The following is a 16551-nucleotide window of genomic DNA, read 5'->3' on the forward strand; positions in this document are numbered from 1 at the left end:
CCCCGTCCTTTTTCGCGCGCGCGGCGCGCGGCGCGCCCTTGCCAGCCGCCGGCCGAACGGCCATCTCCATTGATATGAGCGAGCCCCCCTTTGGCATCGCGGTGCAGGTCGAGCCGCTGGTCGCGCGCGTGCTGGCGCCCAATCCGTCACCCTACACCTATTGGGGTACCCAGACCTATGTCGTCGGCGCGACCGGTGCCGCCGACGTCGCGGTGATCGATCCGGGTCCTGACGACGCCGCGCACGTCGACGCGATCGTGGCGGCGGCGGGTTCGCGCCGGATCGCGGCCATCCTGTGCACCCACACCCACCGCGACCACAGCCCCGCCGCCGCCCCGCTGCGCGCGCGGACCGGGGCCGCCATCGTCGGCTGCGCACCGCTGTCGCTCGACGATGCCGGGCCGCGCGCCGACGCCGCGTTCGACCCGGCCTATGCGCCGGATCGCGTCCTGGCGGATGGCGAGGAGGTGGCGGGCGACGGCTGGACGCTGCGCGCGGTCGCGACGCCGGGGCACACATCCAACCATCTCTGCTACGCGCTGATCGAAAGCGGCGCGCTGTTCACCGGCGATCACGTCATGGCGTGGTCGACCAGCGTCGTCTCGCCGCCGGACGGCGACATGGCGGCCTACATGGCCAGCCTGGAGCGGCTGATGACGCGCGACGACCGCATCTATTACCCCGCGCATGGCGACGCGATCGACCGGCCGCAGCGGCTGGTGCGCGGCATGATCGGGCACCGCAAGCAGCGCGAGGGCCAGATCCTGCGCCTGTTGCGCGACGCGCCCCGCGCCATCCCGGACATGGTGGCGCAGATGTATGCCGGACTCGACCCCCGGCTGCACGGCGCGGCGGGGCGATCGGTGCTCGCCCACCTGATCGACCTGGAAAATCGCGGGTTGGTGGTCGGACAGGAGGATCGATGGCGGGGGGTCGCGTAAGCCGCGCGCTGGTCGGCGCCGCCGGCCTGCTGGTCCTGATCGCGCTGGCCGGCGCAGCTGCGGTCTGGCTGGTCGGGCGAAGCGTCGAGCAGCGGCTCGATCCCGATCCGGTGACGATCGCCAGCGCCAGCCTGCAGGGGCTGCGCGAACAGAACCGGCTGTCGGCCTTTGCCGCGCGCTATGTCGCGGTGGTGACGTCGCGCCAGACCCGGCTGGGCCTGTCCGCCGAACGCACGCTGATCCTGCCGGGGCTGGTCCGGTACGAGATCGACATGGCCGAGCTCGGCCCCGACGACATCGCCTGGGACGCGCCGACGCGGACGATGCGGGTGCGCCTGCCCCCTGTGGCCATCGTCGGCCCGCAGATCGACCTGACCCAGATCCGCGAATATGACGGCGGCGGCATCCTGCTGGCGATCACCGATGCGGAGGCGCGGCTCGATGCCGCCAATCGTCGCGCCGGCCAAGCGGAACTGGTTCGCCAGGCGGGCGAGCCAGTGCCGATGAAGCTGGCGCGCGATGCCACCCGCCGCGCGGTCGAGCGCAGCTTTGCCCTGCCGCTGCGCGCCGCCGGCGTCGATGCGCGTGTCGAGGCGTTCTTTCCCGACGAACCTGTGCCCGGCGACGACGAACGCTGGGACGTGACGCGATCGATCCAGCAGGTGCTGGCCGACCGCCAGGCGCGCTGAGCGCGCACGCGGACGACTGTCGCCCGGCCCGCGATTGCGCTATAGGCGCGCGCAGTCATTCGGGGGGATGCAACATGGCCACAGCCTTCTCCGCGTCACCGGTCGCCGTACCGCGCGACGCGCGCTTCTTCGTCACGATGGCGCTGCTGATGGCGCTGGTGCTGGTGGCGGGGTTCGCCACGCAATATCTCGCCGGGCGCTCGAGCTTCGACGCGCCCATGCTCACCCACGCACATGGCATGATCTTCTTCGGCTGGGTCGCGCTGCTCGTCACCCAGACGCTGCTCGCGTCGCGCGGATCGATCGCGCTGCATCGCGCGCTCGGCTGGATCGGCGCGGGATGGGTGATCGCGATGCTGATTGCGGGGGTTGGCGTCATCATCGTGAAGACGCGCGCGGGTCTCACGCCCTTCTTCTTCCAGCCGCAATATTTCCTGATCGTCAATCCGATGACGATCTTCGCCTTTGCCGGGCTCACCGCAGCCGCGATCGTCAACCGCCGCCGTACCGACTGGCACGCGCGGCTGCACCTGGGGGCGATGACGATGATCCTGGGGCCGGGCTTCGGGCGCATGCTGCCGATGCCGCTGATGATCCCCTGGGCATTCCAGATCGCGGCGCTGGTCGCGCTCGTCTTCCCGATCGCGGGCATGATCCGCGACCGGCGGGTCGAGGGACGGGTGCACCCGGCATGGTGGTGGAGCGTGGCGGTGCTGCTCGGCACGCTGGGGGTCGGCGAGCTGATCGTGCGCAGCCCGGTCGGCGACGCGATCTTCGCAGCCGTCACCGCCGGGCATCCCGGCGCGTCGGCCGCCCCGCTCGCCTTTGCCCCCCCTCCGCCCGCGCGCCCTTGATTAGCGCGCGCCGGGCGGCCATGTGGGCCGTTCTGGCAATGCGGGGTACGGGACATGGACGCACGCAACGGCATGGGCGGATCGCTGGGCGGGCTCGACCTGCTGGCGGAGATCGACCGACTGCGGCGTGAGCGCAACGCCGTCATCCTGGCGCATTACTACCAGCGTCCCGAATTGCAGGACATCGCCGATTTCGTCGGCGACAGCCTGGAACTGTCGCGCCGCGCGGCGGAGACCGACGCCGACGTCATTGCATTTTGCGGCGTGCGCTTCATGGCGGAAACCGCCAAGATTCTGAGCCCGCAGAAGATCGTGGTGCTGCCCGACATGGACGCCGGCTGCAGCCTTGAGGACAGTTGCCCGCCCGAACAGTTTGCGGCGTTTCGCGCCCAGCATCCCGATCACATCGCGCTCACCTACATCAACTGCTCGGCCGCGGTGAAGGCGCTGTCGGACGTGATCGTCACCAGTTCATCGGCGGAAAAGATCCTGAGCCAGATCCCGCCGGAGCAGAAGATCATCTTCGGCCCCGACAAGCATCTCGGCGGCTACCTGAAGCGCAAGACGGGGCGCGACATGCTGTTGTGGCCGGGGGTGTGCATCGTCCACGAAGCGTTCAGCGAAACCGAGCTGCTGAAGCTGAAGGCGCAGCACCCCGGCGCGCCCGTCGCCGCGCACCCGGAATGCCCGGCCCACATCCTGGATCACGCCGATTATGTCGGATCGACCAGCGGCATTCTGGACTACGCCAAGACGATGCCCGGCGACACGCTGATCGTCGCCACCGAACCGCACATCATCCACCAGATGGAAAAGGCGGTGCCGGAAAAGACCTTCATCGGCGCGCCGGGTGCCGACGGCAACTGCAACTGCAACATCTGTCCGTACATGGCGCTCAACACGATCGAGAAGCTCTATGTCGCGCTGCGCGACCTCGAGCCGCGGATCGAGATCGAGGAAGAGCTGCGCCTCAAGGCCAAGACCTCGCTCGACCGGATGCTGGCCATGGCCAGCGGCACGGTCGGGCTCGGTGACCTGGGGCCGGTCAGGATCAGCGGCGACTGACGGCTTCGACTACGTTAAGCTCATGTTTTGAATTAGCTTCTAGCTTGTTGTCCCGACCCATGTGATGCTGGCGCCGGGGGCCGCTTGGGCCTGATGGGGCTGGGGACAAGCCATGCAGAATTATGTCGACCGACTGTTAGCCGGCGAATTCGCGCCGCACGGCTACTGCCTGTTGTGGCAGCCGGAACTGGTCTGGACCCATGTCATCTCCGACGGTCTGATCGCGGCGTCCTATTTCTCGATCCCCGTCGCCCTGGTCAGCTTCGTCCGGCGCCGCCGCGACCTTCAGTTCGGCGCGATCTTCTGGCTGTTCGCAATGTTCATTCTCGCCTGCGGGACATCGCATCTGATCGCGATCTGGAACCTGTGGCACGGCGATTACGGGCTGGAAGCGCTGATCAAGCTGGTGACCGCGGCGGCATCGGTGCCGACCGCCATCCTGTTGTGGATGCTCATCCCCCGGCTGCTCGCCATCCCCTCGTCCCAGCAGCTGCGATTGGCCAACCAGGAGCTGGCCAGCATGGTCGAGCAGCGCGACACGGCGCTTGCCGAGCTCAAGGCACAGATCGGCGAGCGCGAACGCGCCGAAGAGGCTCTGGTCCAGGCGCAGAAGATCGACGCGATCGGCCAGCTGACTGGCGGAATCGCGCATGACTTCAATAATTTGCTTCAGGCGGTCGCCGGTAATCTGGAGCTCATCCGCCAGCAGCCGGACCGGCTCGACGCGGTCAAGCGCTGGACGCAGAACGCGATCGGTGCGGTCGAGCGGGGCGCCCGTCTGACTCACCAGCTGCTCGCCTTTTCGCGCGTCCAGCGGATGGAGCTGCGCCCGGTCGAGGTGAACGCGCTGATCGGCGGCATGCATGATCTGATCCAGCGCAGCCTGACGCCGACGATCCGGCTGGAAACCCGGCTGGAGGGTCAGGAAAGCACGGTGCTGGCGGATCGTACCCAGCTCGAGCTCGCGATCCTCAATCTCGCGATCAATTCGCGCGACGCGATGCCCGACGGCGGCACGCTGGCCATTTCGACCCAGCGTACCCGGATCCGATTCGGCGAGGCACCCGGGGTCGAGCCGGGCGAATATGTGGCGATCCGCGTCACCGATCAGGGCTCGGGCATGGTTCCCGAAGTCGCACGGCGCGCGCTCGACCCGTTCTTCACGACCAAAGGGGTCGGCAAGGGCACGGGCCTGGGCCTCAGCATGGTCTATGGCGTCGCCAAGCAGTCGGGCGGTGCGCTTCACATCGACACCCGGCCTGGACAGGGCACGACCGTCACCATCCTGCTGCGGCGCGACCAGGAGACCGAACTGCTTGACGTCCCGAGCCTCAACCTCGCCAGCGAGACACCCGCGCCGCGCGCGCCGCACGACGATGTGCGGGTGATGGTGATCGACGACGATGATGGCGTGCGCCAGGTGATCGCGGACACGCTCGACCAGCTTGGCTATCGGGTCGAAGCCTTTGACGGCGGCGCACCGGGGCTGGCCGCGCTGCGCGACAGCGACCCGGCGCTGATGGTCGTCGACTTCGCGATGCCCGAGATGAACGGGGCCGAGGTGGTGCGCCGGGTGCGCCAGACCGCACCGAACCTGCCGATCATCCTGGTCAGCGGGTTTTCGGACAGCGCCGCGCTGGACGCGGTGATGGATGCCGACACCCATTTGCTGCGCAAGCCGTTTCAGGCTGGCGATCTGGCGCAACTTGCCTATCAGGGCGCGGTTCGCGGACTGGGGACGCAGCATGAAAGCATCGATGACTCTGGCGGGGTTTGACCGCGACGCGTTCGTCGCCGCGACGCTGGCCGAGGATCTGGGCGCGATCGGCGACATCACGTCGGCCGCGGTCATTCCCGCCGACGCGCGCTTCGACGGCGTGATGTCCAGCCGCGACGCGATCGTCGTCGCGGGACTTGAACTCGCTGAGGCGTTCTTCCGAGCGATCCAGCCCGACATGGCGATCACGCGCCTGGTCGCCGACGGCGATGCGGTTCCGGCCGGCACGCACCTGATGCGCCTGTCGGGCAATGCGCGCGCGATGCTGACCGCCGAACGCAGCGCGCTCAACACCGTCCAGCATCTGTCGGGCGTCGCGACGCTGGCGCGCGCCTATGTCGATGCGATCGCGGGCACGGGCGCGACCCTGCTCGACACGCGCAAGACGCTGCCGGGGCTGCGCGTGCTGGAGAAATATGCGACCCGCATGGGCGGCGCGACCAATCATCGCATGGGCCTGTGGGACGCCGCGATGATCAAGGACAATCATGTCGCCGTCGCCGGATCGGTGGGCGAGGCGGTGCGCCGCGCCGTCACGGCGGGGATCACACGCATCATCGTCGAGGTCGACCGGACCGAACAGATCGCGCCCGCGATCGATGCAGGCGCAACCCACCTGCTGCTCGACAATATGGACCTGGCGACGCTGCGCCGCGCCGTCGACCTGGTCGCGGGCCGCGTGCCGACCGAGGCATCGGGCGGGGTACGACTGGACACGATCCGCGCGATCGCCGAAACGGGCGTCACCTATGTCAGCGTCGGGCGGCTGACCCAATCCGCGCCGGCCGCCGATATCGGACTCGACTTCAATTAGGTTTGCGGCTTGCCGCGCAACGCGGTGAAGTTAGTATTCATGTTACCGTCACGCTATGGGGAGTCGCGCGTGTCCCGTCCCAAGTCGATCATCCTGTTCGAACGCCTGTTCTGGATCAGCGTCCTGCTCGGCATCGTGGCGACGCTGCTGGCCTGGGGTCCCGTGCGCGAACAGCTCAGCGCCGATCCCAACATCGCCGCGCTGGCGACGCCGTTGCTGATCATCGGCATCGTCATCAATCTCGGCCTGTCGTTCCTGCTGTGGCTGCTGATCGCGCGGCGCGGCAACAACACCGCGCGCTGGGTGATGGCGGTGCTGTATTTCATCAGCGCCGGCCTGTTCCTGAATACCGCGCTGTCCGACATGTTCGTGTTCGGGCCGTCGACCGTGGTCAACATCATCTCATGGGTATTCGCGGTCGCGTCGCTGCTGTGTCTGTTCCGCCGCGACACTGTCACCTGGTTCGCGTCCGACGCGCAGCCGGATGTCGAGCCGCGGACGTGATCCGGCGCGCCGCGATCGCGGCGATGGCCGCATGCGTGCTCCTTGCGCCGGGGAGCGCACTGGCCCAGGCCTATCGCTGCGCGATCCCTGCCGATCTGCCGCGTCCGCGCCCCGACGGGCCCGATGCGCGGACGCCGCGCCGGGTCGTCCCGATCGGCGGCTACACGCTCGCGCTCAGCTGGGCGCCGCAATATTGCCGCGAGAATGCACGCGACAGGAACGACCGGTTCCAGTGCGGCGCGGGCAACCGCTTCGGCTTCACGCTCCACGGGCTGTGGCCTGACGGTCGCGACCGGGTATGGCCGCAATATTGCCGGGCCGTGCCGCTGCTAAGCGAGCCGGTCGTGCGCGCCAATCTGTGCGCGACCCCTTCGGTCCAGCTGCTTCAGCACGAATGGGCCAAACATGGGAGCTGCATGGACGGTGGCGCGGCGGCCTATTTCGGGCGGGCGACGCGGCTCTACGCACGGCTGCGCTATCCCGACATGGACGCGCTGTCGCGGCGGCGCGACCTGACCGTCGCGCAATTCGCCACGGCGGTCGCGCGCGCCAATCCGGGGCTGCGGGCCGACATGATGCGGGTGACGACCGCGAAAGGCGGGTGGCTCGACGAGCTGTGGGTCTGCCTCGACACGCGCTTTCGCTATCGCGCCTGTCCCGCGCACCAACGCCAGCCAACGGGCGGACGGCTGCGCATCTGGCGCAGCCGCTGATCCGTTCAGCGCGTCAGTGAACGCGCGCTAGCCCTGGATCGTGACCGTCGCCGGATGATGCTTGTCCAGATGACGGCGGATGATCTTCAGGTTGCGGCTGTTGGATCGAAAGAACAGGTCGGGCACCGCGCCGACGACCGGGATCAGGCCCAGCAACCAGTCGAAACCGACATTGCCCGCCATCCGCGCCATCTGAAGCCGGCTGAGCCCCAGATTGCGCGCTTCCCACAGGATATAGCTGCCCATCGCGGCGGCGATGAAGCTGCCGCCGACGGGCATCAGGCTGAGCAGCGCGTCGAGGCCGAACTGCTGCTGCGTGCCCGGGATGGTGAAGGCGCGTTCGAGCACGCGCTCGATCGCCTCGACCCGGCGGCGGACCGATGCCGGGTCGGTGCCGACCTGCAATGCGGCGGCGATGCGGTCCAGGGTAGCGGGGTCGACGGGGTTGGGTTTGGCCATACCTTCTAATTGGGGTCGGCGCGCAATCGATTCAACGGATGCCACCCGCGCGCATTGCCCTGCCACTGGCGCAGCCGCGGCGCGACCAGCGACCAACGCAGCGGTCGCGCGATCGGGATGAAGGCGGCATCCGCAGTCAGCGCCGCGTCCGCTTCCGCCAGGCGCTGGCGCTTGGCATCGGTCGTCGTCGCGTCGCGTGCCGCATCGATCAGCGTCGCCGCGTCGTCGGCACAGCGCACGCACGCCGATGTCAGATACCAGCGCGCGGTGTCGGTCGGCGCAACCAGGTCGATCAGGATCAGGTCGGCGGCGGCACGCATCCCGACCCGCTGGGGCCGCATCCCCGCCGCGCGCAGGTCAGCGGCAACCGCGCCCCAGACCAGGTTGGCGCCCGGCCCGTCGGGCAGCGCGATGCGGATCGCCGGCGCGCCTTGGTCGGCCGCCCAGTTGTTCACCCGCGTGCGCGCCAGTGCCAGCCGGATGTCGTAATTGAGCGACCGCCAGCTCGGCTCGGCGGGCGGCGCGGCGGAATCGAGCGGCTCGGGCAGGATCGCCTCCGCCGGGGCCCAGTCCTGGCGGAACTGGGCGAGCAGCCGCGGCCGGTCGATCGCCATCGCCACCGCCTCGCGCGCGGTGCTGGACGCCAGGAAACCCTGGCGACCGATGACGGCAAAGCCGAACAGCCCGGCGGCGGGATCGGTGCGCACGCTGCGCGGCGGCAGCTCGGCCAGGCCGAGCAGCGGCCAGTCGAGATAGCTGCCGCCCAGCACGAGGTCGGAGGCGAGCGCGGCGAAGCGGGCGATCGCCAACGCCGCGCGCTCGCCACGCAGGCGCACCAGGTCCTCGGGCTGCGGCTCGGCCGCATCGGGATTGGCGACCGGGTCGAACACCGGGCTGAGCACCAGGCTGCCGCCCTCGCGCTCGGCCACGCGGAACGGCCCGCTGCCGGTCAGCCCGCGCGCGCGGATGATCGCCAGCTCGGGCTGGGCGAGCAGCTGCAACAAATTGGGCACCGGCCGCCTCAGGCGCAGCTCGACGATCTGCGGCGTCATTTCGACCGCTTCGTTGATGTTGGCGAGGAAGGGCTGGAGCCGGTTGGCCGATCCTTCGGCGATCGCGCGATTGAGCACCGCGACCACGTCGCCCGCCGTCACGCGGCTGCCGTCGGCCCATTCCGCCTCGCCCAGCCGGAAGATGTAGCTGGTGCCGTCGTCGATCATGATCCAGCGTTCGGCCAGCCCCGGCTCGACCTGGCCATTGGCGTCGAAGCGGACCAGCCCCTGCGCGGTCGCGCCGACCAGGACGCGCTGCGGCTCGGTCATGTCGCGCTGCGACGGTTCGACCAGGCCGGCGCGCCCGCCGACGACGCTGACCACCACCGGCACATTGTCGGGGCGGCGCTCGCAGCCGACCGTGATCAGCAGGACCAGCAGGGTGAGCATCGCGCGCGCCATGACCGCCGTCCTATGCCGCGTGCCGCGCGCGGGCAACACGCGATCGGCGCGGCAAACAATCGCAAGCCCGCGCCTTGGCGAAGCCGGCGCGCGACCCCAGCTTGGGCGCGGGCCAGCCACGGGAGAATGCCATGAGCGCGACGCGTACCGAGAGCGACTCGATCGGATCGATCGAGGTTCCGGCCGACGCCTATTGGGGCGCGCAGACGCAGCGGTCGATCGGCAATTTTCCCTTCCCTGCTCACGAACGCATGCCGATCGGCATCATCCACGCGCTCGCCCGCATCAAGCAGGCGGCGGCACGCGTGAACCGTGCGCACGGACTCGGCCCCGCCGTCGCCGACGCGATCGAGGCGGCAGCCGTCGAAGTCGCGGACGGGGTGCTCGACGACCAGTTCCCGCTGGTCATCTGGCAGACGGGCAGCGGGACCCAGAGCAACATGAACGTCAACGAGGTGATCGCCGGCCGCGCGAACGAGGCGCTGACCGGCAGGCGCGGGGGCAAGTCACCCGTGCACCCCAACGACCATGTCAACATGAGCCAGTCGTCGAACGACAGCTTTCCCACCGCCCTCCACATCGCCGCCGCGATCGCCGCGACGCGCGACCTGATGCCCGCACTCGACCGGCTGCACGACGCACTCGATGTGAAGGCGAAGGCGTGGGCGGGCCTCATCAAGATCGGCCGCACGCACCTTCAGGATGCGACCCCGGTCACGCTGGGGCAGGAGTTTTCGGGCTATGTCCACCAGATCTATCGCTGTCGCGCGCGGATCGAACCGGCGGTGATGCACGGCATGACCGCGCTGGCGCAGGGCGGCACCGCGGTCGGCACGGGGCTCAACGCGCCGCCGGGCTTCGACACCGCCGTCGCGGCGGAAATCGCCGCGCTGACCGGGCTGCCCTTCCGCACCGCCGACAACAAGTTCGAGGCACTCGCCTCCAACGACCCGCTCGTCCATCTGTCATCGACGCTCGCGACCCTTGCGGTCGCGCTGACGAAGATCGCCAACGACATCCGGCTGCTCGGCTCGGGCCCGCGATCGGGGCTGGGCGAGATCGACCTGCCCGCCAACGAACCCGGCAGCTCGATCATGCCGGGCAAGGTCAATCCAACCCAGTGCGAAATGCTGACGATGGTCGCAGCGCAAGTGATCGGCAATCATCAGGCGGTGACCGTCGGCGGCATGCAGGGGCATCTCGAGCTCAATGTGTTCAAGCCGATGATCGGCGCGGCGGTGCTGCGCTCGATCGAGCTGCTGGCGATCGGGATGCGCAGCTTCGCCGATCACTGCGTCGACGGCCTCGTCGCCAACGAAGCGCGCATCGCCGAGCTGCGCGACCGGTCGCTGATGCTGGTCACCGCGCTCGCGCCCGAGATCGGCTATGACAATGCGGCAAAGATCGCCAAGCATGCCCATGCGCATGGCCTGACGCTCAAAGAGGCGGGGCTGACGCTCGGCCTGGTCGACGCGGCGACTTTCGACCGCGTGGTGCGCCCCGAGACGATGGTCGGCAATTGAACCCGCCGACGGCTGGCGCGTTGACGGCGGGACCAGCAATTCAAGGAGACCGGTTTTGGGTGCAACCACCATTGGCGCGCTGATCGGCGGCGCGATCGACGGGATGAGCGGCGAGGACGGCGTCGCCGACGGCGCGATCATCGGCGCCGTCACTGCCAACGTCCTCAAGGTGGCGATTCCGGTCGCGGTCACCTATTTTGTCGGCTGGGCGGTGCTGCGTGGCATCGGACAGGCCGGCGACCGGCTGTTTGGCGGAGGCGAAGGATGATCAGGCATGTGATCGGCGCGCTTGTCGGACGCGAGATCGATCGACGCGACGGCAGCGGGGGCGTCAAGGGCGCGGCGCTGGGCTGGGCGGCGGCGGGGTTGCTGCGCCGCATGGGGCCGCTGGGCATGGTGATCGGCGGCGGCTATGTCGCGAAAAAGGCGTATGACCGCCACAAGGCGCGCCGACGCGGCTGATCCGCGCGGTCGCCCCGGCTGAACCACCACGTCGCCCCGGCGCAGGCCGGGGCCTCTGGCAAATGTTGCGCGACAGTGGATGGAGGCCCCGGCCTGCCCCGGGGCGACCCATCGTGCTGGCAGCTTGACGAGCGGCCCCTGCACACGGCAAGGGCGCGCATGGCTTTCGTCCCCGAACCCGATCCGCACGGCTTTCATCGCCGCGGCGTGCTGTTCGTCCTGTCCTCGCCATCGGGCGCGGGCAAGTCGACGATCGCGCGCAAGCTCCTCGACGCCGAACCGGGACTCGGCATGTCGGTGTCCGCGACGACCCGCCCGATACGGCCGGGCGAAGTCGACGGCCAGGATTATCATTTCATCGAGACCGACCGCTTCAAGCAGATGGTGGCGGAACACGCCTTTCTGGAATGGGCGCATGTCTTCGGCCACCGCTACGGCACGCCGCGCGCGCAGGTCGAAGCGATGCTCACGCTCGGGCAGGACGTGCTGTTCGACATCGACTGGCAGGGCGCGCAGCAGCTGTTCCAGCTGAAGGGCGGCGACGTCGTTCGCGTCTTCATCCTGCCGCCGTCGATGGCGGAGCTGCGCCGCCGGCTGACCGCGCGCGCCACCGACAGCGCGGAGGTCATCGATGCCCGCATGGCACGTGCCGCGGCCGAGGTCAGCCATTGGGACGGCTATGACTATGTGCTCGTCAACGACGATGTCGATCGCTGCTTTGAAAAGGTCCGCCAGATCCTGGTCACCGAACGCATGAAGCGGTCGCGCCAGCCCGGCCTGATCGGCTTCATCCGCGAATTGATGAAGTAACCGGCCCAAGTCGTGAGACATGGGTCTCCGGCCGCGGTGCAATCATCCTTGCTTTGGCACTGACCCAGATCGCCCTCACCCCGGCCTCGTGTCGGGGTGAAGGGCGAATGCGCCTCATCCCCGATCGTCGAGCAGCGCCAGGAACCGCACCGCCGCATCAAAATCCATCCGCCGCCCCGCCCGCGCCTCGGCGGCCAGGCTGTCTTCGCCCCATTGCTCAGTCTGCCAGTCCTCGTCGACCTGCGCCGCGGCCCAGCCGGTCGCCGCCTCCACCGCGCCCTCGGCGAGCGCCAGCCCGATCACCAGCGATCCGCTCAGCCGCACCAGCGACGACAGCGGCGCCAGCACGAATGCCGGCCGCGCCGCAACCGCATCGCTCAACCGCACCAGGGTCGCGGCCGGCTGATCGACATGCATCACGCCGGTGGTGACGACGAAATGCACGTCGTAACGCCGGCGCGCCCAGTCGAGCAGCGGGTCCCACACCGCCTGCTGGCGCGCGACCAGCGGCGGCGGCGCATCGGCGCGATAGCAGAGCAGGTCGCTCGCCGCATAGGCCGCGATGCCCGCCGCGAACCCGTCGGGATAGGGCGCGATCCGGTCGATCGCCGCGTTGGCGAGGCCGGTAAGCCGCATGGCGGCCGGATCGATCCGATCGCCGACCGCGTCCCATTCGCGCGCGACCGCATCGGCCAGTCGTTCGGTCGGCAGCGCCAGCGGCACGCGCCCCGGCGTGTTGACCGTGCGGTCGTCGAGCCGCACCTGCCAGCCCGCCCCGGCATCCGCGACCGTGACCGATCGCCAGAAGCGCTTCATGCGCCCGGCGGCGTGCGCCACCGCCGCGCCAGGCTGCGCGGGACGACCGCCATGACATAGACCGCCGCGAGCAGGATCGCCGCGCCCAGCAACCGCGTCTCGAACGCGGCGGCACGGCCGACGATGACCAGCCCGAACACCGCGCCCGCCGTCGCCGCCAGGTGCACGCCGACCAGCGTGAAGTATCGGTTGCGGGCCCGTTCCTCGTCGTCGCTGCTCATGCGTGCTCCAGATAACGGGTGAGGTCGCGGGCGTGATCGGCGACAAAGCGCGCGCCGGCCGCGACCAGCTCGTCGCGGTCGTGATAGCCCCAGTCGACCCCGACCGGATGCACGCCCGCCGCGACCGCCATCGCCATGTCGTAACTGGTGTCGCCGATCATGATCGTCGTCTCGGGCGTCGCGTCCGCCTGGGCAATGGCGGCATGGATCATCGCGGGGTGCGGCTTCGACGGGTGCCGGTCGGCGGTCTGCAGCGTGACGAAATGGTCGGCGAGCCCGTGATGTTCGAGCACGAGGCGCAGGCCGCGATCCGACTTGCCCGTCGCGACCCCCAGCACCCAGCCCGCCGACGCCAGCCCGGCGAGCAGCTCGCGAATCCCCTCGTACAGCGGTTCCGCCTGGAACAGCGCGGAGGTGCGCAGCGCCTGAAAATGGGCCTTGAACGCCTCTGCGAGCCGCAGGTGCGCGGCGGCGTCGAGCGCGGGGGACAGCACCGCGACGGCATCCTGCACGCTCAGCCCGACGATGCGACGAATGGCGTGGCGATCGGGCGGGGTCAGGCCGTCGCCGTCATATGCCCGCTCCATCGCGATGCAGATGTTCGCCTGGCCATCGACCAGCGTACCGTCGCAGTCGAAGACCACCAGTCGAGTCATCCGCCGCTCCCCCGGCTGCGCCGTTCGCCGCGCCGTTCCTTGCGCACCGTCTTGGCATGCGCCTTCGCCTTGGCCTTCAGCTGCGCCCGGCTCGGCGGCGGGGGCGCGTCGTCGATCATCATCGCATCGCCCTGCGCCACGTCGAAGCCCAGCGTCGCCATCGATTCGGCGATGTGATCGGGCAAGCCGGCGGTGACGTCGATCCGCCCACCATCGGGATGGTCGATGCGGATGCGGCGTGCGTGCAGGTGCATCTTGCGGCTGATCCGCCCGCTCAGGAACGCCTCCGGCCCGCCATATTTGCCGTCGCCGACGATCGGGTGGCCGATCGCCGCCATGTGCACGCGCAACTGGTGGGTGCGCCCGGTCAGCGGCTGCAGCTCGACCCAGGCGGCACGGTTGCCCGCGCGTTCGATCACGCGATAGCGGGTGCGCGCCGCCTGCCCCTCCGCCTCGTCGACATGCATCTTCTCGCCGCCCGTCCCCGGCTGCTTGGCGATCGGCAGGTCGATATAGCCGTCCTCGATCTGCGGCACGCCGACGACCAGCGCCCAATAGACCTTGCGCGCGCTGCGCCCCGAAAAATGCTTGGAGAAGAACGCCGCCGCCCGCGCGGTGCGCGCCAGCAGCAGCGCGCCCGACGTGTCCTTGTCCAGCCGGTGGACGAGCTTGGGCCGCGCCTCGAGCTCGAAGGTCAGCGCGTCGAGCAGCCCGTCGACATGCGACGTCGTCTTGGTGCCCCCCTGCGTCGCGAGGCCCGGCGGCTTGTTGAGCACGATCGCCTGCGCGTCGCGATGGATGACCATCGCCTGCGCCAGCTCGACCTCCTCGGCCGATAGCGGCTTGCGCGCCGGCTTGGCCCGCGCCGCGGTGTCGGGCTTTTCGGGCTCGGCGGGCGGCACGCGCAGCACCTGGCCCGCGGCCAGCCGGTCGCCCGGCGTCGCGCGCGCGCCGTCGACGCGCAACTGGCCGGTGCGCGCCCAGCGCGACACGGTGTTGAAGCTCGCTTCGGGCAGGTGCCGCTTGAACCAGCGGTCGAGCCGGATGCCGTCGTCATCGGCGGCGACGGTGAACTGGCGGACCTCGCGCGCGCCCTCGCTCATGCCAGCCCCCTGACGATCGACAGGCCCGCGAACAGCGCCAGCACCGATCCCACCACCGACACCAGCGCATAGCCGATCGCCGGTCCCCATGCGCCGCGCTCGATCAGGGTCACGACGTCGAGCGAAAAGGCCGAGAAGGTGGTGAAGCCGCCCAGCACGCCGACCGCGATCAGCAGCCGTGCCGGCTCGCCCGCGGTCGCCGGCCCGCGCGCCAGCCATGCCGCCACCGCGCCCATCGCCAGCCCGCCGCCCAGATTGACAATCAGCGTCCCCCACGGAAGCGCGGGCCCGAACGAAGCGAGCGCGGCGCGGCCGACCAGGTAGCGTGCGGCCGACCCGATCGCGCCGCCGATCATTACAAGAACGAGATTAGGCATCTGGCGTTGCCGTAGCGCGGATCGGCCTTCAGGGAAATGGCCGCGCGCCGCGACGGCGACGCGACGCGCTCACACCCCGCGATTGGCGACCAGGTCGATTTCGGTGCCGCCTTCGCGCCGCGCGCTCAGAAACACGACATAGGCCGCGCCGTCGCGCTCGCGCACGCCGCCCAGCACGTGCTGCGCGCCGTCGCGCTGACGCTCGGCACTGTAACCCGCCTTGGTCGCGCGCGCCTGATACCAGTCGATCGCCTTCTCCACCGGCAGCGCGGTCGTGAAATTGACGACGCGCAGCGCGCAATCGCCCGTGGCATTGCCCGCCGCCTCGATCAGCCGCGCATCGGGCGTCATCGGCAGGTCGCGGGGCAGCTTTTCGGCCCATTGCGGCGAATAGTCGACTTCGGTCGCGCAGGCGGCGGCGTTCTTTCGTCCCTTCGCGAGTGCGCCGGGCGTCGCCGCCGGCGCATTGCCGGTCGCCGCGCCGGCCACGCGCGGGTCGACGACGATTCCCGTATCGGTCGCATTGGCGGCGGCTGGCGCCGCGGTGCGGTTGTCCCCTTCCAGCAGGGCATCGTCGAGCGCGACCAGCGCATTGTCCGGTTCGGACTGGCACGCGGCCAGCCCCAGTACGAGCAGCGCCGCGCCCGTCGCGCGCAAAAGGGAATGCGTCATCCAAACAGCTCCTGCATCATCGCACGAGCCTTGAGTCGCGAAGGTTAAGAAAGTCTGTGCAAAGACAGTTAATTGATAAAATTTCTGTTAACGCCCGCAGCCAAGCCCTAAGGGTCGGCCGTACGGAGGAACCGCCATGCTGAACCTGATCTCGATTCTCATCGGCATCGTCGCGCTCGCCTTGGTCGCGGTCGCGTTCTTCCCGCTGCTCGGCTGGGCCAACTGGCTAATCCTGCCCTTCGCGGTGGTCGGCGCGGGTATCGGCGCGCTGTCGAGCTCGAATTCCGGGCGCAACCTCAACCTCGTCGTGCTGGTGATCGGCACGCTGCGCCTGATCCTCGGCGGCGGTATCTTCTGATCCCGCACGGCGCGTGGCCGCGAGGCATACAGGCCTTTCTCGGTGCCCGGCGTTGAATGACGGCTGGCAAAGGTGGCTGGATGCCCCGTGAGGATTCGAACCTCAATTAACGGAGTCAGAGTCCGTGGTCTTACCTTTAGACGACGGGGCAATCGCGGGCGGCTCTAAAGCGCGCGTCGGGAGGGGTCAAGGGGGCGGCGATGTGGCCGTGGCGGCGCCGCTTGCCCGCGCGTCGACATTGCGATAGCCTTTGTCCCAAGCGCCGAGCAGCGACTTCGCTGTG

The 16551-nt window shown here is 69.4% G+C and carries 21 protein-coding genes and 1 tRNA gene; 13 read left to right on the forward strand and 9 right to left on the reverse strand.

What is annotated here, in order from left to right; translation table 11 throughout:
* Positions 1–74 precede the first annotated feature (74 nt).
* From GO308_RS17105 to GO308_RS17140, 8 genes are all read left to right on the forward strand, one after another.
* The gene (locus GO308_RS17105) at positions 75–941 is read left to right on the forward strand and encodes an MBL fold metallo-hydrolase (RefSeq protein ID WP_066546961.1); all 867 of its coding nucleotides are present in this window, start codon (positions 75–77) and stop codon (positions 939–941) included.
* Entirely contained in the window at positions 923–1630 is a 708-nt protein-coding gene (locus GO308_RS17110) for a DUF4230 domain-containing protein (RefSeq protein ID WP_066482108.1), read from the forward strand. Before GO308_RS17105 ends, GO308_RS17110 begins: the two co-directional genes overlap by 19 nt.
* A gap of 74 nt (positions 1631–1704) precedes the next feature.
* On the forward strand, positions 1705–2484 hold the full coding sequence (locus GO308_RS17115; protein WP_240886273.1) for a hypothetical protein: 780 nt from the start codon (positions 1705–1707) through the stop codon (positions 2482–2484).
* A 54-nt stretch (positions 2485–2538) separates the two neighbouring features.
* Positions 2539–3549 carry a quinolinate synthase NadA gene (nadA, locus tag GO308_RS17120; RefSeq protein ID WP_240886274.1) on the forward strand — a complete coding sequence of 337 codons (1011 nt, stop codon included), beginning with the start codon at positions 2539–2541 and terminating at the stop codon, positions 3547–3549.
* A 112-nt stretch (positions 3550–3661) separates the two neighbouring features.
* A complete protein-coding gene (locus GO308_RS17125; protein WP_240886275.1) occupies positions 3662–5326 on the forward strand; it encodes a response regulator in 1665 nt (554 codons plus the stop codon).
* Positions 5295–6140 (forward strand): carboxylating nicotinate-nucleotide diphosphorylase, encoded by an 846-nt coding sequence (gene nadC / locus GO308_RS17130; RefSeq protein WP_240886276.1) that lies wholly within the window; start codon positions 5295–5297, stop codon positions 6138–6140. The genes GO308_RS17125 and nadC overlap by 32 nt, the downstream gene beginning before the upstream one ends.
* A gap of 69 nt (positions 6141–6209) precedes the next feature.
* Positions 6210–6644, forward strand: a complete 435-nt coding sequence (locus tag GO308_RS17135) for a hypothetical protein (protein ID WP_156437817.1) — start codon at positions 6210–6212, stop codon at positions 6642–6644.
* A 23-nt stretch (positions 6645–6667) separates the two neighbouring features.
* On the forward strand, positions 6668–7357 hold the full coding sequence (locus GO308_RS17140; protein WP_082731221.1) for a ribonuclease T2: 690 nt from the start codon (positions 6668–6670) through the stop codon (positions 7355–7357).
* Between the two features lie 27 nt (positions 7358–7384).
* Here the strand turns inward: GO308_RS17140 and GO308_RS17145 are convergent, their stop codons facing one another.
* Together GO308_RS17145 and GO308_RS17150 are read right to left on the reverse strand one after the other, a co-directional pair.
* Complete coding sequence (locus GO308_RS17145; protein WP_240886277.1) at positions 7385–7816, reverse strand: DUF4112 domain-containing protein; 432 nt, start codon at positions 7814–7816, stop codon at positions 7385–7387.
* A 5-nt stretch (positions 7817–7821) separates the two neighbouring features.
* Positions 7822–9270: an ABC transporter substrate-binding protein gene (locus GO308_RS17150; RefSeq protein ID WP_240886278.1), complete on the reverse strand. Its 1449-nt coding sequence runs from the start codon at positions 9268–9270 to the stop codon at positions 7822–7824.
* Between the two features lie 131 nt (positions 9271–9401).
* Between GO308_RS17150 and fumC the strand changes: the two genes are divergently transcribed.
* The 4 genes from fumC to gmk all read left to right on the forward strand — a co-directional run bounded on the left by fumC (position 9402) and on the right by gmk (position 12065).
* Entirely contained in the window at positions 9402–10793 is a 1392-nt protein-coding gene (gene fumC / locus GO308_RS17155; protein ID WP_240886279.1) for a class II fumarate hydratase, read from the forward strand.
* 55 nt (positions 10794–10848) lie between these two features.
* Positions 10849–11061 carry a hypothetical protein gene (locus tag GO308_RS17160; protein ID WP_066482128.1) on the forward strand — a complete coding sequence of 71 codons (213 nt, stop codon included), beginning with the start codon at positions 10849–10851 and terminating at the stop codon, positions 11059–11061.
* On the forward strand, positions 11058–11255 hold the full coding sequence (locus GO308_RS17165; RefSeq protein ID WP_240886280.1) for a hypothetical protein: 198 nt from the start codon (positions 11058–11060) through the stop codon (positions 11253–11255). The genes GO308_RS17160 and GO308_RS17165 overlap by 4 nt, the downstream gene beginning before the upstream one ends.
* Before the next feature lie 159 nt (positions 11256–11414).
* Positions 11415–12065 (forward strand): guanylate kinase, encoded by a 651-nt coding sequence (gene gmk, locus GO308_RS17170; RefSeq protein ID WP_066482132.1) that lies wholly within the window; start codon positions 11415–11417, stop codon positions 12063–12065.
* Positions 12066–12179: 114 nt separating this feature from the next.
* Here the strand turns inward: gmk and GO308_RS17175 are convergent, their stop codons facing one another.
* From GO308_RS17175 to GO308_RS17200, 6 genes are all read right to left on the reverse strand, one after another.
* Entirely contained in the window at positions 12180–12881 is a 702-nt protein-coding gene (locus tag GO308_RS17175) for an ATP12 family protein (protein WP_240886281.1), read from the reverse strand.
* Entirely contained in the window at positions 12878–13102 is a 225-nt protein-coding gene (locus GO308_RS17180; RefSeq protein WP_066482136.1) for a hypothetical protein, read from the reverse strand. Before GO308_RS17180 ends, GO308_RS17175 begins: the two co-directional genes overlap by 4 nt.
* Entirely contained in the window at positions 13099–13758 is a 660-nt protein-coding gene (locus GO308_RS17185) for an HAD-IA family hydrolase (protein WP_240886282.1), read from the reverse strand. The genes GO308_RS17180 and GO308_RS17185 overlap by 4 nt, the downstream gene beginning before the upstream one ends.
* A complete protein-coding gene (locus GO308_RS17190) occupies positions 13755–14861 on the reverse strand; it encodes an RluA family pseudouridine synthase (protein WP_240886283.1) in 1107 nt (368 codons plus the stop codon). The genes GO308_RS17185 and GO308_RS17190 overlap by 4 nt, the downstream gene beginning before the upstream one ends.
* The gene (gene crcB / locus GO308_RS17195) at positions 14858–15238 is read right to left on the reverse strand and encodes a fluoride efflux transporter CrcB (protein ID WP_082731220.1); all 381 of its coding nucleotides are present in this window, start codon (positions 15236–15238) and stop codon (positions 14858–14860) included. Before crcB ends, GO308_RS17190 begins: the two co-directional genes overlap by 4 nt.
* Positions 15239–15307: 69 nt before the next feature.
* A complete protein-coding gene (locus GO308_RS17200; RefSeq protein WP_240886284.1) occupies positions 15308–15910 on the reverse strand; it encodes a hypothetical protein in 603 nt (200 codons plus the stop codon).
* A gap of 136 nt (positions 15911–16046) precedes the next feature.
* Here GO308_RS17200 and GO308_RS17205 point away from each other — a divergent pair, with 136 nt between their 5' ends.
* The gene (locus GO308_RS17205) at positions 16047–16268 is read left to right on the forward strand and encodes a hypothetical protein (protein ID WP_066482145.1); all 222 of its coding nucleotides are present in this window, start codon (positions 16047–16049) and stop codon (positions 16266–16268) included.
* Positions 16269–16345: 77 nt separating this feature from the next.
* Here GO308_RS17205 and GO308_RS17210 read toward each other — a convergent pair.
* Positions 16346–16419, reverse strand: a tRNA-Gln gene (locus GO308_RS17210).
* Positions 16420–16551: the final 132 nt, after the last annotated feature.

The sequence above is a fragment of the Sphingomonas sp. SFZ2018-12 genome, assembly GCF_022496715.1.
Lineage (GTDB): Bacteria > Pseudomonadota > Alphaproteobacteria > Sphingomonadales > Sphingomonadaceae > Sphingomonas.